Source organism: Bradyrhizobium sp. 41S5 (assembly GCF_011516665.3).
Lineage (GTDB): Bacteria > Pseudomonadota > Alphaproteobacteria > Rhizobiales > Xanthobacteraceae > Bradyrhizobium > Bradyrhizobium quebecense.
The window spans coordinates 3616593-3632593 of record NZ_CP083721.1 but is presented as its reverse complement, the minus strand read 5'-3'; the positions used below and the strand labels follow the sequence as shown (position 1 = coordinate 3632593).

At 60.2% G+C, this 16001-nt stretch carries 12 protein-coding genes and 2 pseudogenes; 6 read left to right on the top strand and 8 right to left on the bottom strand.

The features are described from left to right. Window positions 1–35: 35 nt before the first annotated feature. From oxlT to HAP47_RS17210, 5 genes are all read left to right on the top strand, one after another. Entirely contained in the window at window positions 36–1355 is a 1320-nt protein-coding gene (oxlT, locus tag HAP47_RS17230; RefSeq protein ID WP_173637224.1) for an oxalate/formate MFS antiporter, read from the top strand. After that, window positions 1345–2640 carry a glycerate kinase type-2 family protein gene (locus tag HAP47_RS17225; RefSeq protein WP_173637225.1) on the top strand — a complete coding sequence of 432 codons (1296 nt, stop codon included), beginning with the start codon at window positions 1345–1347 and terminating at the stop codon, window positions 2638–2640. Before oxlT ends, HAP47_RS17225 begins: the two co-directional genes overlap by 11 nt. A 3-nt stretch (window positions 2641–2643) precedes the next feature. Continuing rightward, window positions 2644–4059 (top strand): pyruvate kinase, encoded by a 1416-nt coding sequence (pyk, locus tag HAP47_RS17220; protein WP_173637226.1) that lies wholly within the window; start codon window positions 2644–2646, stop codon window positions 4057–4059. Between the two features lie 1697 nt (window positions 4060–5756). Beyond that, a complete protein-coding gene (locus tag HAP47_RS17215; protein ID WP_173637227.1) occupies window positions 5757–6380 on the top strand; it encodes a response regulator in 624 nt (207 codons plus the stop codon). A 615-nt stretch (window positions 6381–6995) separates the two neighbouring features. Then, entirely contained in the window at window positions 6996–7631 is a 636-nt protein-coding gene (locus tag HAP47_RS17210; protein ID WP_173637228.1) for a response regulator, read from the top strand. Window positions 7632–7806: 175 nt separating this feature from the next. Here the strand turns inward: HAP47_RS17210 and HAP47_RS17205 are convergent, their stop codons facing one another. The 3 genes and pseudogenes from HAP47_RS17205 to HAP47_RS17195 form a co-directional block, all read right to left on the bottom strand. Next, a complete protein-coding gene (locus HAP47_RS17205; RefSeq protein ID WP_231168914.1) occupies window positions 7807–8514 on the bottom strand; it encodes a Bax inhibitor-1/YccA family protein in 708 nt (235 codons plus the stop codon). 403 nt (window positions 8515–8917) lie between these two features. Then, window positions 8918–9877: pseudogene (locus tag HAP47_RS17200) on the bottom strand (IS256 family transposase); the annotation flags it as partial. Between the two features lie 153 nt (window positions 9878–10030). Continuing rightward, window positions 10031–10376, bottom strand: a pseudogene (locus tag HAP47_RS17195) (transposase); the annotation flags it as partial. Window positions 10377–10669: 293 nt separating this feature from the next. Here HAP47_RS17195 and HAP47_RS17190 point away from each other — a divergent pair. Beyond that, window positions 10670–11353: an urease accessory protein UreF gene (locus HAP47_RS17190; protein WP_173637230.1), complete on the top strand. Its 684-nt coding sequence runs from the start codon at window positions 10670–10672 to the stop codon at window positions 11351–11353. Here HAP47_RS17190 and HAP47_RS17185 read toward each other — a convergent pair. The 5 genes from HAP47_RS17185 to HAP47_RS17165 all read right to left on the bottom strand — a co-directional run bounded on the left by HAP47_RS17185 (window position 11339) and on the right by HAP47_RS17165 (window position 15665). Next, window positions 11339–12388 carry an urea transporter gene (locus HAP47_RS17185; RefSeq protein ID WP_173637231.1) on the bottom strand — a complete coding sequence of 350 codons (1050 nt, stop codon included), beginning with the start codon at window positions 12386–12388 and terminating at the stop codon, window positions 11339–11341. The genes HAP47_RS17190 and HAP47_RS17185 overlap by 15 nt on opposite strands. A gap of 101 nt (window positions 12389–12489) precedes the next feature. Continuing rightward, entirely contained in the window at window positions 12490–14193 is a 1704-nt protein-coding gene (gene ureC, locus HAP47_RS17180; RefSeq protein WP_173637232.1) for an urease subunit alpha, read from the bottom strand. 9 nt (window positions 14194–14202) lie between these two features. Continuing rightward, window positions 14203–14508 (bottom strand): urease subunit beta, encoded by a 306-nt coding sequence (locus HAP47_RS17175; protein WP_173637233.1) that lies wholly within the window; start codon window positions 14506–14508, stop codon window positions 14203–14205. 10 nt (window positions 14509–14518) lie between these two features. Further along, on the bottom strand, window positions 14519–14821 hold the full coding sequence (gene ureA, locus HAP47_RS17170; RefSeq protein WP_173637234.1) for an urease subunit gamma: 303 nt from the start codon (window positions 14819–14821) through the stop codon (window positions 14519–14521). 22 nt (window positions 14822–14843) lie between these two features. Beyond that, complete coding sequence (locus HAP47_RS17165; protein WP_371821788.1) at window positions 14844–15665, bottom strand: urease accessory protein UreD; 822 nt, start codon at window positions 15663–15665, stop codon at window positions 14844–14846. Window positions 15666–16001: the final 336 nt, after the last annotated feature.

Below are 16001 nucleotides of genomic sequence, written 5' to 3'. Positions count from 1 at the left end.
CGGCCCAACGACCACCATCTCTTTTGGGAGCGCACATGATCTCCAGCACGAAACTGGCATCGTCGCCCGGCAGCTTCCGCTGGCTCCAGCTCGCGATCGGCATCGTCTGCATGGCGATGATCGCCAACCTGCAATACGGGTGGACGCTGTTCGTTGATCCGATCGACGCTAGGTTTCACTGGGGCCGTCCGGCCATCCAGCTCGCCTTCACGATTTTCGTGATGACGGAGACATGGCTGGTGCCGGTGGAGGCCTGGTTCGTGGACAAATACGGCCCGCGCATCGTCATCATGTTCGGCGGGCTGATGATCGGATTGGCCTGGGTGCTGAACTCATGCGCCTCTTCTCTCGTCATGCTCTATGCAGCGGCTGTGGTCGCGGGCATCGGCGCTGGCGCCGTCTACGGCACTTGCGTCGGCAACGCGCTGAAATGGTTTCCGGACCGGCGCGGCCTGGCCGCAGGCGCGACCGCCGCAGGTTTTGGCGCCGGCGCAGCCCTCACCGTCGTACCGATCGCCAACATGATTGCCGCCAGCGGCTACCAAAGCACCTTCCTGACGTTCGGAATCGTGCAAGGCCTCATCGTTCTGCTGCTGGCCTGGTTCGTCCGCCCGCCGCATGGCGTCGAGGCCCCGAGGAAAAAGCAGCTTAATCTGCCGCAGAGCGCAATCGACTACACGCCGCCCCAGGTCCTGCGCACGCCGATCTTCTGGGTCATGTACCTCGTGTTCGTCATGGTTGCTTCCGGCGGGTTGATGACCGCCGCGCAAATCGGGCCGATCGCCCACGACTTCAAGATCGCGGATACGCCAGTCACCCTGGCGGGCTTCCAGATGGCGGCGCTGACCTTTGCCATCTCGCTCGATCGTGTCTTCGACGGTTTCGGCCGTCCGTTCTTTGGCTGGGTCTCCGACACGATCGGCCGCGAGCACACGATGTTCATTGCGTTCGCGACTGCGGCGCTGATGTTGCTGACGCTGTCCGCCTACGGCCATATTCCGGTTGTTTTCGTGCTGGCGACGGCGGTCTATTTCGGCGTCTTCGGCGAAATCTACAGCCTGTTTCCGGCGACGTCGGGCGACACGTTCGGCGCCAAATACGCAACCACCAACAACGGCATGCTCTACACGGCGAAGGGCACCGCGGCGATGCTCGTGCCGCTTGCGAGCATCATCTCCTCGCAGCTCGGCTGGCAGGCCGTGTTCATCGTCGCGGTTGCGCTCAATGCCACCGCGGCCCTCACGGCCTTGCTGGTGATCAAGCCGATGCGGCGCGCCTTCATTCTCGGCAGTGAGACGACGGCAAAGGCCGCGATCGCGCCTGCACCCCGCCGGAGTGCGGCGATTGAACACTGATTGGACGGACTTGCGGGCTCGGACGGCGCTCCGGAGGATCTTCGATACTGCCATCGCCAGCTGCGATCAAAGGATAACCGTCGCACGCGCCCTGCCGGCAAAGCCGAAGGGCAGATGCATCGTCGTCGGCGCGGGCAAGGCTTCGGCGGCGATGGCCGCAGGCCTCGACGCGGCCTGGCCCGATGTCGACCTGTCAGGCGTCGTGGTGACGCGCCACGGCCATTCCGTTCCCGCGGGCCGCGTCGAAGTGCTCGAGGCGTCTCATCCTGTGCCGGACGACTCGAGCAAGACGGCCGCCGTTCGCATGCTCGATGCCGTTCAGGGACTTTCAGCTGACGATCTCGTCATCGCCCTGATGTCCGGCGGAGGCTCGGCCCTGATGACCCTTCCCGCATCCCCGATGACGCTCGCCGACAAGCAGGCGGTCAACCGTACCCTGCTTGCAAGCGGCGCAACGATTGCCGAGATGAACGTCGTCCGCAAACATCTGTCCGCGATCAAGGGCGGGCGGCTGGCGCTCGCCGCCCGCCCCGCCCACGTCACGACCCTCGTGATATCGGATATCCCCGGCGACGATCCCGCGGCGATCGGCTCCGGTCCGTTGCTGCCGGACAGCAGCACAAAAGCCGATGCGCAGGAGATCGTGCGCCGGTTTGCGATCGACCTGCCGGACGCGGCGCGACTCGTGCTCGAGCGAGCCGACGAGACCCCGAAACCTGGCGAGATCGACGCCGATGTCCGCATCCTTGCCGCGCCGTTCCACGCGCTCGATGCTGCGGCCAGGGCCGCACGGGATGAAGGCCTGACCCCGATCATCCTTGGAGACGCGATCGAAGGCGATGCGCGCGAACTCGGAACCGTGATGGCGGGCATCGCCAGGTCGGTCGCGGGGCATGGGCAGCCCGGCCCTGCCCCTGCCGTGCTGCTCTCCGGCGGCGAGACGACGGTGACGATCGGACGTGGGCCGGCGGGCCGCGGCGGCCGCAACACCGAATCCCTGCTGGGGCTTGTCATCGCCCTGTCCGGTACGTCCGATATCTGGGCGATTGCCGGAGACAGCGACGGTATTGATGGAACGGAAGATGCGGCTGGAGCTTTGATCAGTCCGGATACGCTGCGGCGCGCAGCCACAAGCAGTCTCGACGCACGGGCCTATCTGGCAGCCCATGACAGCTACAAGTTCTTCGACCGCCTTGGAGACCTCGTGCGCACCGGCCCAACGCTTACCAATGTCAACGATATCCGTGCCGTGCTGATTGCGGCCGGCAAGCCAGCAATGAGGTGACCCATGCGTCGTCATCGACGGGCCAAGATCGTCGCAACCATCGGCCCTGCCAGCAGTTCCCGCGAGATGCTCAAGGCGCTGCTGCTGGCAGGCGTCGATACCTTCCGTCTGAACTTCAGCCACGGAACCCAGAGCGACCACGCAAGCATCCATTCCGCGATCCGAAAGTTGGAACAGGAAGTCAGCCGGCCGATCGGCATTCTGATGGACCTCCAGGGTCCGAAGATCCGCGTCGGCACCTTGCGCGATGGAAAGATTACCGTGGCGGCCGGCGAGACCATCCGGTTCGTGCTGTCCGGATCGGATGGCGACCGAACCGCAATCCCGCTCCCGCATCGGGAAATCTTTGCGGCCGTGACCCCAGGCCACGACCTTCTGATTGACGACGGCAGGGTGCGGGTTCGCGTCACCGGGCTCGGTGACGATTTCATCGAGGCCAAGGTGATCGTCGGTGGCACGATCTCGAACCACAAGGGCGTCAATCTGCCGGGAACGGTGCTCGATCTTTCGCCGCTCACCGCCAAGGACCGCCTCGATCTGGAGTTCGGTCTGAACCTCGGGGTCGACTGGGTCGCGCTGTCATTCGTGCAGAAGCCTTCCGACATCATCGAGGCGCGAGGCCTCGTCGGCGACCGCGCCGGCCTGATGGCCAAGATCGAGAAGCCGGCAGCACTCGAGCGGATCGACGACATCATCCAGTTGTGCGACGCCATCATGGTGGCGCGGGGTGATCTCGGCGTCGAAATTCCGCATGAGGACGTGCCCGGGCGCCAGAAGGAGCTGGTGCGGGCTTGCCGTCTCGCGGTGAAGCCCGTGATCGTCGCCACGCAAATGCTGGACTCCATGGTCGCCGCGCCGACACCGACGCGCGCGGAAGTCTCCGACGTTGCGACGGCGATCTATGACGGCGCAGATGCCGTGATGCTGTCGGCAGAATCCGCGACCGGCCGCTATCCACGCGAGGCCGTCGAGATGATGGACCGCATCATCCGCAGCACCGAACAGCACAAGATGTACCGCTCGATCGTCGAGGCGACCCAGCCCGGCGAAGAGCAGACGCCGCCGCATGCCGTTGCAACGGCCGCCGCCGACCTCGCCTCCGTCATTCACGCCGCGGCCATCGTGGCCTACACGTCGAGCGGCACCACGGCCGCACGCGTCGCGCGCAAGCGGCCGAGCCTGCCGATCCTCGCCATCACCCCAAGCCGCGAAGTGTCGCGCCGCTTGTGCCTGCTCTGGGGCGCGCACAGCGTCCTGTCCGACGACGTTCAGAACTATGAGGAGATGGTCGAGCGCGCGACGGCTCTCGCGCATGCAGAGCAGTTTGCATCAAGCCGAGACCTGCTGGTCGTTGTCGCCGGCATTCCCTTCGGGCAGGCGGGAAGCACAAACAACCTGCGAGTCGTTTCGCTCCCCTGACGGAGCCATCGCCCGGCGCCGCGGTCCCAGACGCCCCACGCATCCGGGCCATCCGGATTTTCTCGGGCTCGTTGCGGGCGCCCTAGTCTCACGGCATGGCGCCAAACCAGATCACGAGCGCGAACATCGTGCGGGAGCGGGATGCTGCGCCGGGGCGGTGGTTCACATCGGCACCAACACCGCCCGCTTAAAATGCATGCGGACGGCGTCGGCTCTAGCCCCAGGAAGGAAATGCAAAATCCCGGTAGCTATTACGTCTACACATCCGGGCAGGACCGCGAAGGCACGCCACTGGCACCCGCCCGCTTCTCTCCAATCCGGCGACTTGGAAGATCGAGGTTAGCGAACGCTCAACGGATCAATGCGTCTCGCAAACCTGCGCGCAATGTGCGCCCGAAAGCACGTCAAACGAGCCTCCCGCGCAGCTTTGACTATGGCCGCGTCTACACGCAACACATTGTATTGTCGTTATTTTTACGGACCGGCGATTGGAGCGGGTGAAGGGAATCGAACCCTCGTATTCAGCTTGGAAGTCTTCGATCTTCGCCAGTATATTCAACATCAATTCCGATATTTTACAGCCTTCCGGACGATTGAGATCACCACAGAATTTCGCTTTGTCGAAACGGCCGCAAGCACTGTTACCGAGCGCTAACAGGCTCCCTCACCGCGGCTGTGATTGGTCCGAATAGCTTGCTCTGGCACCCAAATGGCCTGGTGCCGCTTGCCCTGGAGACCCTTCAGCTGAGGCGAGTGCCCCTCTCGTATTTCGGGGCTATTGCGGGGACCACTGGCTATGCTTGTCCTTGGCGCTGGCGCATCTGTCATACGCTGGTCGGCTATGGCGCTCGATCCGCCGATCAGTGTCTTGATCCCACTTCAGATTGGCCACGGCTTGACGTTTGGCGCAACACAGCTCGGGAGTATGATCGCGATTTCGCATTTCACGCCGTCCGGAATGCCGGCCCGCGCCCAAGGCTGGGTTAGCTGCAGGATGGGCTAGCGTTATGGCAGCGCTGACAGGCCTTTGCGGCGCAGCCTATTCGGACTTCGGCGAGCGCTGTTACTGGATGATGGTTGTGGTTGCGCTCTTTGGTCTGTCGCTTTTTGTTCTCGCCGCAAGATTACGCTCTTCCCGGAGCCTGGGCTGATCTGGCCCACGCGCCTGCCCAGATCCCCCATCGATGAAAATAGTCGTTGTGCAGTTTGTGCCAACGTTCGTGAGGCAGTACTCAAAGGGGACGAGACAACTAAATCCTCTTTCGAACGAGTTGGCTTACCTCTCGCAGAGGCTGGCTAAGCCGTCGCCCGTTCGTGCTTCACATGATCAGCGCCGTTAACGCTTGCGCAGCCAGCGAAGACGGTGAAGAATCTAACTGCGAGTGACAACGCCCAGGTCGAGTAATCGTCAGGCTTCGCAACGGCGCGTGAGCGTAACGCAAGACGCGACCGCCCCGGGCCGACATTAAGGCAGAGCGCTTGGACGAAAGCGGCAATACCTGCATCAATCACCATGAAACTACCAGGCACACTATGGCAAATCTTCACGAACTTAGTGCAATCTTGCACAGCTAGATGCCGGCCGAACCGAATGCGTGCCTTTATGCTCCAGCGTCCTGACATGAATTCAATTTTGCGTTGCGATCACGTTCAGCGACCGGGCCAGTTCCGTTCACTTGGCGATTCGGAGTTTGTTGATGAAGCAGATCCTTATAGCTGACGATCATACAGCTGTCCGATCAGGACTACGGGCGGTTTTGGCGCAACGCGCGGACTGGGAAGTCGTTGCTGAAGCCAGCGACGGAAGAAAGGCACTGGCCGCAGCAATTCAAACCCGCCCTCACCTTGCCATCGTTGACTTCTCCCTGCCTAGCATGACCGGTGTTGAGGTCGCGCGGCGGATAAGACAGCATCCTCTGGAGACTGAGGTCTTGATCTTCACGGTGCACAACTCCGACCTCATCGCGCAGCAAGCGTTTGAAGCCGGCGCTAGAGCATACCTGCTCAAGTCGGACGCGAACAAGCTGTTGCTGGCCACCGTTGACTCGCTTCTGACACACAAGCACGTCTTCAATGGCAGATTTTCAAGCAAATCGAATAGCGGCAGGGTCGGAGATGGCCATCAGAGGCTCTCACCGCGGGAACAACTTGTGATCAAACTGGTGGCGGAGGGTTACAGTAACAAGAGCATCGGCGCCATCCTGAACATCAGCGTGAAGACGGCCGAGGCGCATCGCGCGGCCGCGATGCGCAAGCTGGATGTAAATTCAATTGCAGGTCTCGTTCGATACGCTGTTCGGACCGAACTCATCGAACCGTGATGGCTCGTCTGCACGTGCCGAACCAATTTAAGGAAGGTACGGCACGGCCTGCCAGCCTCCGATAGACCTTCAAATATGTGCAATGGCTTTTGGTGTCATGGCAAATCATGCTACCGCGCCGCATTGTTTGGTTTTGCCGCACCAAAGCCTAAGCCGACCCGATAACCGGGGCGTCGATTTCTGAATCCGTCGTCAAAGGAGGACGATTTGGACTTTGCCGGCGATCGGAGGTCCTCAAATTCATAGTAGCACCCCAATCCTTGCGCTTGGGGTCTCGCCAGATAGAACGGCTAGCACAGGGTGCTACCCTCCTCCGCGGCGGGCCGTCCTGATCACGACGGCCACAAGGCTTTGCCACTAGGTTGATTGCAGCGAGCACATTTTGCAATGACTGATCTGTGCAACAGCGGTCTATTTGGCGGCGGCCGCAATATTGGGTGATACCTGCAAAGCCGCTTGAGGTGTGACGTCGGTGAACCCATTGGTAGATTTGTCGTACGTGTTTCAGGGTTTTGCGGGATAACCCTTTGGGTGCCGATATGTTTGATCAGTTTTGCTGCGGGTATCTCCATTGATTTTCTGATAAATTGCGGGCCGGCATACGGAGAAGGCGCCGTGAAACGCATCGTTATTGCGGATGATCATGAAATCGTGCGATCCGGGCTTCGCGCGATCATTGAGGTAAACTCTGACTGGACCGTTAGCGGAGAGGCGGCCAACGGCGAACAAGCCGTAGCGATGGTATTGGAGACGCGGCCGGACATTGTGATCGTCGACTATTCGATGCCGCTGATCAACGGACTTGAGGTCAGTCGCCGGCTCAAGACCCTTCGTCTGCGCACTGAAATCTTGCTACTAACGATGTACGAAAACGAGGAGCTGCTGACCGAGGCCATAGTGGCTGGCATCCGGGGCTTCCTCTTCAAGTCGGATGCCAGTAAGCATCTGGTTTCCGCGATAGAAGCATTGCTCGACGGCAAACCCTACTTCACTAGCATCCTGCTGGAGAAGTTGCTCCACGACTACCAGGTTAGCAAGCGCAGCAATCCGGACATGCTCCTCACGTCACGTGAGCAGAGCGTCGTCCAGCTCATCGCGGAAGGACACACCAATCGGTCTATCGGCACTATCCTGAAACTGAGTGTGAAGACTGTCGAGACCCACCGCGCGTCAGCCATGCGCAAGCTCGGCCTGTCTTCGACCGCCGATCTAGTCCGCTATGCGATCCGAAAGAACATGGTCGAACCTTGATGGAATCGTCCGCGCGAACCAGGCGTCGCGCCAGCGATCCGACATCCTGGTTTTGGCCCGCAAAAAGCTGGCAGCTGGCGCTCTTGCGCAATATCCTTCGACCTAGGGTGATCGGCGCCGCTTGGTGGCCACTGCGGGCGCTACATCTGCCGGGCGTGCCGCGCCTCTAAGCCGCCTAGCGCCGGTTGCCGGCCAATCGTAGTAGCATCATGAACAGATTGATAAAATTGAGGTAAAGCGATAGCGCGGCGATCAACGCCTTGCGTCCCATAGACGTTTCATCGTCCCGGCTGTCGTACAAAGCCTTGATCCGCTGTGTATCGTAGGCAGTTAACCCTGCGAAGACCCCGGCGCCGACGACCGAGACCAACCAGTCGAGTGCGGTCGAGCGCAGGAAGAGGTTGACGAGACTTGCAATGATGATTCCGATCAACCCCATGAACAGGAAAGTGCCGAGTGCGGAAAGGTCGCGCCTGGTGGTGTACCCAAAAAGGCTAAGCGCGCCGAACGTCGCGGCGGTGATGAAGAATACGCGCGTAATCGAGGAATTGGTGTAGATGTGGAACAGCGTCGAGAGCGACACCCCGACCAGTGCCGCATAGGCGAAAAAGAGCCATCGCGCCGTCGTCACTGACAGCGAATTGATGCGCGCACTGATGAAGAATACCAGTACCAAAGGCGCCAGGACGAACACCCACATCAGTGGGCTCTGTAGAAGCGCGGGGCCCGTCACCAGGTACGTCAGCCACGCGGCGAGCGCCGTTAGGGCAACGCCCGCCATCATGTGGTTGTAAATTCGCAACATGTAGCTGCGAAGTCCGGTATCGATCGCCAGTGTATCGTCGGCCCTCAAAGCCGCGAAGTTCTCATCATACTTTGACACCACGCACCTCCATCGCCGGCCACGAAACAGATTAGCCTTCAGGCGCCAGCCGAGCCATCGGATAATCACCCGAGCCTCCAGGGGCAATTTACCCTATTTTCCAGTACCGTCAGGCTGGTCTCGGATCATCATCCACCTTTGCAAGTCGTAGGTCGAGACCCCGTCAGTTCCCATTCCACCTGCGGAGACCGCCGCACGCTCGTCTCCGAAAACCAACAATACTCGGCCCGATCTGACCGCATGGACCATCTGGACGCCAAGTATGCCGATTCCATCTACTCGCGTCGGACCGAGCGTGCCAAGCGTAAGCGGTCACGGAACTGCAGCGAATCTGGCGTGAATTCACATCGCGTCGCCTCACGTGACTGTCGCAAAGCGGTCTCGGCTCGCCCTGTTGCGGCCGGAAGGCCATGTAGGCGAGCACATCGGTCTCTGCCTCGTCGAGGAAGCCGGCGAGCTTGGGCAGCTTGGGCAGCTTGGGTGGTCGGCGACCTTCCGCCATTGGGTGCGAGCGGCCTCGGCATCGTCCTGGGCAAACGCAGTGGCGATGAACGCGGAGACGACGCGCCGTCCGCTCTTGCCGGCATGCGCCAGCGCGTTGCGCATGAAGTGGACGCGGCAGCGCTGCCAACTGGCGTTGAGCACCTTGGCCACGGTGGCCTTGATGCCCTCGTGGGCGTCGGACACGACCAGCTTGACGCCGCGCAGGCCGCGGCGGGCCAGTTTGCGCAGGAACGCGGTCCAGAACGTCTCGGCCTCGGAGGGGCCGATGTCCATGCCGAGCACCTCGCGCCGGCCGTCGCTGTTGACGCCGACTGCGACGATCACCGCGACCGAGACAATGCGCCCGTTCTGGCGCACCTTCACGCAGGTGGCGTCGATCCACAGATACGGCCAGTCACCCTCGATCGGCCGGGCGAGCAACGCCTTCACCTTGTCGTCGATCTCGCCACACAGCCGGCTCACCTGGCTTTTGGAGATGCCGCTCATCCCATCGCCTGCACCAGATCGTCCACCGAGCGGGTCGAGACGCCCTGCAGGTAAGCCTCAGCCTCCTGCACCACGGCGGTGAGCGCCTTCTCGGCCATGCGTTGCGGCTCCAGGAAGCCCGGGAAGTAGGAGCCCTTGCGCAGCTTCGGGATGCGCAGTTCGACCGCGCCGGCACGGGTCTCCCAGATCCCGTCGCGGTAGCCGTTGCGCTGGGCCAGGCGCTCGGGGTTCTTCTCGCCATAGGCTGACCCGGTCTGGCCTTCCACTTCCAATTCCATCAGCCGCTGAGCGGCAAAGCCGATCATCTCGCGCAGCAGATCGGCATTAGGGGCTTCTCCACGCGCGTGCGCAGGTTCATCATTTCGTCGGTCATCGGTGGCTCCTTGAATCAGGTTGGTGTCAGCAACCAACCCTACCGGCGAATCATCGATGACCACCGCAAAGCCGCCGCCCGCTACGGCGCTGTTTGGGCGCGCGCAGGCGGCTTTGCTCGATCGAGCTACACGATCACTCGGGACACGACCCGGCCATTGGTGTCCACCACCAGGTAACTCTTGCTGGTCAGGGCACCTCGTGAGCGCCCCGTATCTTGATGATTGTTGTTGCCGATACAGGCTCCGCGCTGGTGCACGCACACGACGGAAGTATCGATCATTTTTGCACCGCCGCGTCATGACCGCCAGCCAGTGCATTCATGATTTGGTCCCAGACGCCCGCCCGCCGCCACCGAACGAAGCGATTGCAACAAGTGGTCCGGGGACCGTGGCTTTCCCGTAGGTCGCGCCAGGAAACGCCTGAGCGCAAGGCCCAAAGATACCGTTCAGGACGCGACGGTCATTTACACGTTGAACGCAACGCGGCTTGTTCGGCAGCCTAGATCAGATGGCGGTCCATACATAATCGCTGAGTTGGTAGGACATGATTCGAGGCTCCGGTTTCGGAGCTTGAATCAAGTCTCGGCCAGCGCCACCACCCCCCATGACTTATGGCGCTGCCGTTAATGGTCTGAATTTACTTTCGTTTACCCCTTGACCCGTGACCGGCGGTGCAGCGAGGATCGGCGAGCTCTTGGTGATCTCCGGCTGAGTTCGAGGCAGTGGCTATTCCACTCGGCAGAGACCGCCTTCGCAGATCGGCAAGCCGGCTTTTCAACTAAGGACGCGCTTTGACCACTCATAAACATCCGACAGAACTGTCTCTCCATCTGTTGCGTCTTGTCAGCCCAAGCCAACCGGTAGGCGGCTTCTCCTATTCCAGGGGACTGGAATGGGTAGTACACACAGGAACGGTCCGAAACGAGCAGACTGCGAGCGCCTGGATTCTAGGCTTGCTTGAGCACAGCTACGCCACCCTCGACGGGGCATTGTTCTGGCGCATGATGCACGCGCTACAAGCTGGAAGCAGACAACTCTTTCTCGATGCAAATGCGTGGCTCGCCGCCAGCCGAGAAAGCCGAGAACTCGAGTTGGAGGACCTGCGAATGAGTGAGTCTTTGCTGCACCTCCTAGCAGAGCTTGGCGTTGGCTGCGCCCGTGACTATTGCGATCGGCGTCTCACCTATCCTGCAGCCTTCGCAGTTGCCGCCAATCATTGGAACATTCCACCCGCGGATGCATTGCGCGGACTGATGTGGACCGTTGTCGAAGGCCAGGTCGCGGCCGCGATCCGGCTCGTGCCCTTGGGGCACACAGCCGGCCAGCGCATTCTCATCGACAGCACCTCGACCATCGAGCGTGCTTTCCGGAGAGCAGCAACCCTCACGGATGACGAAATCGGCAACCTAGCACCGGCCATGGCGATGGCGAGCGCGTGGCATGAGAGCCAATATAGCCGATTATTCCGCTCCTGAAGATCGCCATCCGCCTTCCATGTACCGTCGGCGATTGTCCTCCGGGGTCGTCGCTTCGGCCGGTGGCACCGGCACAAGAGCCCTGAAGGCATACTGCCCGATCAGCATGAGCCACGTGACGATCACGAACGTGGACGTCAATACCGGCATCCCGATCGGTTTAAGAAATATAGCAATAGACGCCCATAGCCACGTAGCGACGATTGCACCGAAAATGGCGTACAGAAAGCTGCTCCAAGTCAAAACTAGGAAGAAGCCGCCAAGCGCCATGGCCGTAAGAGCAGCGTTGTATCCGAAAAGTCCGTCGCGAATAGCACCTTCCGGCCCGCCGAACAGCACGGCCACGGCCGCTCCAACGACCGCTCCAAGCAATCCCATCGACGCGCAAATCCGTGAATTAACGGCAATGCCAACGAGGATTATGTATCCACTGATCCAGTTGTCCTGAAAAAATATCTGGCCGATGGAGGTCCCTATGCCCATATACCAAGTCGGAAGGATATAAGCGTCTGCATAGGAGAACTGATCTGGCGAAACAGGTTTCGCCATCGGACCCGCATCGATGGCGTCAAACTTCAAGACCGCAAAGAGAAACAGCCAACCGATCAGAACGAAGGGCATGGTGAGCGGGGCGACTTTATGCGGCCCTAATACGACGCCTATGCTGGCGAACGCCATGGTCGTGAGTGCGGCTCCGCAGACGAGATAAACAAGCATCGCGAATGACGGGACAGCACCTGTGCGGAAGTTCTCGCTCGTAAACGCAACGAGCGCCAGCGCGACCAACGCTCCATTGAAGCCGTAGAGACCGTCTCGAATAGCAGCTCGATCCGCCTTGAGGATGAGGGCCGTCAGGGTACTCGCAATGACACCGACAACACAGATGGCAGCATAGATCCAAGAATTGACCAGGAGACCAATCAGAATAACGAGACCAGAAACAGGATTGTTCTGGAAGACGACCTGACCGACCCCCCGCAACGTCCAGTCGACAAAGCCAAGGACGGGATGGTCCCGAAATTGGTCCAGCTTCATGGCGCCCCCCTCTTACAGGCCACCTCTCGGCGGTGCTCCGCTTGCTCGATCCCGGGAGCCTTGCTTCCAAGATGGTTGCAAGGCTCCGTGTCCGGCAGCCTCTAAAACAGAAAATAACGCTGTGCCATTGGCAAGACGTCTGCCGGTTCGCAACTGATGATTTTTCCGTCAACCCGAACCTCATAACTCTGAGGATCAACCTCCAGCCTCGGCGTAAGACCGTTATGCACCATGTCCCGCTTGCGGATCGTCCGAATACCGCGGACCGCAACAAGCTGCTTGCTCAGTTTCAGTTTATACCCGATGCCATCATCAAGCGCTGCCTTCGAAACAAAGGTGACGCCCGTCGAGCCGAGCGCACGCCCCAGCACGCCGTACATAGGCCGGTAGTGCACGGGCTGCGGCGTCGAGATGGAAGCATTGGGGTCGCCCATGGGAGCGATAGCAATCATTCCTCCCACCAAGACGAGACTCGGCTTCACGCCGAAAAACGCGGGCTTCCAAAGAACTAGGTCAGCGCGTTTACCAATCTCGATTGAGCCGATCTCATGAGCAAAGCCATGGGTAATCGCCGGATTGATGGTGTACTTGGCGACATACCGCTTGGCGCGAAAATTGTCGTTGCGGCTATTGTCCTCCGGCAGAGCCCCACGCTGAACTTTCATTTTGTGGGCGGTCTGCCAACAGCGCAACGTGGTTTCTCCGATCCGCCCCATCGCTTGCGAATCCGACGACATCATCGAGAAAACACCTAGATCATGTAGGATGTCCTCAGCCGCAATAGTCTCTTTCCGGATACGCGATTCTGCGAATGCCACGTCTTCAGGGATCTTCGGACTGAGATGATGGCAAACCATCAGCATGTCCAAATGCTCGTCCACCGTATTGATGGTGTAGGGCCGTGTGGGATTCGTGGACGAGGGCAATATGTTCTCCTCGCCGGCCGCCGTAATGATGTCGGGTGCGTGCCCTCCGCCGGCACCTTCCGTATGGAAACTATGGATAGTCCGCCCCTTCATCGCGGCAAAGCTGTCGCGCACGAAGCCGCTTTCGTTAAGCGTATCGGAATGAAGGGCGACCTGGATATCTTCCTCGTCAGCCACAGTGAGACAATTATCGATCGCAGCCGGCGTCGTTCCCCAGTCTTCATGCAACTTGAGGCCGACAGCTCCTGCCCGAATTTGCTCACGCAGTGGCTCAGGCTTGCTGGCATTCCCTTTGCCGAGCAAGCCGACATTGATCGGCAGCGCCTCGGCCGCCTCTAACATCCGATGAATTGCCCAAGGACCGGCCGTCACGGTCGTCGCCAGGGTCCCAACCGTCGGGCCGGCCCCGCCGCCGACCAGCGTGGTCGTTCCGCTTGCCAGCGCCTCTTCGGCTTGCTGCGGAGCAATAAAATGGATGTGCGTGTCGATCGCGCCCGCCGTAAGTATCCTGCCTTCGCCTGCGATGACGTCGGTAGCCGGCCCGACAACGATATTCACTCCAGGCTGAATATCGGGATTTCCCGCCTTGCCGATCCCAGAAATGCGCCCGCCCTTGATGCCAACATCAGCTTTGACGATGCCCCAATGATCGAGAATGATGACGTTCGTAATGACAACGTCCGCGACGTCGGCGGCGTTGCGCTGGCCCTGTCCCATGCCATCGCGAATAACCTTGCCGCCACCGAAGGTAACTTCCTCGCCGTAGATGGTGTGATCATCTTCGATCTCTATTACGAGGTCCGTATCGGCGAGCCGTAACCTATCGCCTTTTGTCGGGCCGTAAAGATCTGCGTAAGCTTGCCGCGTGATCGTGGTCATCAGCCCCTCCTACAGTTTGCCCATGATCTTGGCATTGAATCCGTAGACTTCCCGTGCACCGTCGAGCGCCACAAGCTCGACTTTTCGATCTTGACCGGGCTCGAAGCGCACTGCTGTCCCCGCCGGAATGTTGAGGCGAAAGCCCCTGGCTAATTCACGATCAAATAAGAGCGCTTCGTTTGTCTCGTAGAAATGGTAGTGCGAGCCCACCTGAATTGGACGATCGCCCGAGTTCTCCACATGCATCACCCTGGTATCGCGACCGACATTGAGCTCAACAGATCCATCCTCGATAAGATACTCACCCGGAATCATGACGACCTCCTCAGGGGATCGGATTGTGGACGGTGACAAGCTTCGTGCCGTCCGGAAACGTTGCTTCCACCTGAATGTCGTGGAGCATCTCCGGAATGCCCTCCATCACCTCCTCGCGGGTGAGAAGAGTTGCACCGTATGACATCAGATCTGCAACGGTCCGGCCGTCCCGGGCGCCTTCCAGGATCGCGGCCGAAATATAGGCAACGACCTCGGGATAGTTGAGCTTCAGGCCCCTCGCCCTTCTGCGCTCCGCAACCAACCCTGCCGTGAAGAGAAGCAACTTATCCTTTTCGCGCGGCAATAGTTCCATTGTTGGTCCTCTCTTGTCGACTTCATGTTGCCCATACGCGCGGAGCTACAGCCCGTTTGCCAATGCCAGCTTCGCGCAACACATCCCACGCCCGAAGGAAAAGCCACTTTCCTTCCGACATCCGACCTCCCAGATAGCGACAGACAACTACCTGCCTGAGTTGAGTAACTGAAAAGACACCGCTCGCTGCCTCTCCGAGCTCTTCACGCATCCGTTCGGCTAAATCCTCCATCACTGGTCCGACATAAACCATCGTTCCAAAGATCGGTCGGCCCCCGAATGTGAACGGCGCCTCCGTCATCCGCGACTTCCCAGATAAGTCGAACTGCTCGAACCAGATCGGCGCTCCGTCCCGTACGATCTCAACACGTTGCCGAGCGCGCCCGGTCGCAAAGCGCTCGCCGGACGCGGGGCGCCCAAAGCTGATCAATTCCCATCCAAGATAAATTGAACCGGCAGCAAGCGTAATGCGCGTAGCGATCGAAGCATTCGCTCCGTCGAAGAAAATGGTCTCCTGAGGAAGGTACTCGCATATCGCTTCGGCTCCCACATTGATCTCAGTTTGCAATGCACTACGGTTCTGCAGACAGCGATAGAATTTGGTTGCGCCGGGCGTCGTAAGTACAGCCCGCGATTGTGGGCCCAGATGGCTGCTTATCGCCAGCCGATCACCTCCCGCGATACCGCCCGGAGGATGCAGGAGATAGACGTGGGCTGAACCATCTGCCTCTGGATGAAATGGGCGTTGCACAGAAAGGGGCCCGACGTGCCGCCGCCGCATGAGCCGCGTCATTCCATTATTTCTCTCGAACCACAGTTCGAGTTCGGCGTGCCACTCGCTCACCGCGCGCTCACGATCGGGGCTCTTCCGTTTGACGATCGGCGCGAACGGCACGCAACGGATGCGCCAGACTTTCCCGGGCAGATTGCCTTGAACATCCAGCCGCTTGAGGGACTCCCATCCTCCCTTTCCTTTCGAATTTGGATAGCTCCGCGATCACAGTTGCACTCTTCGTCGCACCCTTAGCGTGACATTGGCCGGCTCGCGAACGCACGGAACCTACTGCTTGCGCACGATTCCAAGCTGCGCCAACAATTCACCGCACGTACGTCAAAAGCCACTTAACGCTGGCGCGTCCTCCGCAGCCGAGTCTCCCATCCAAGACCTGATAACCAACCG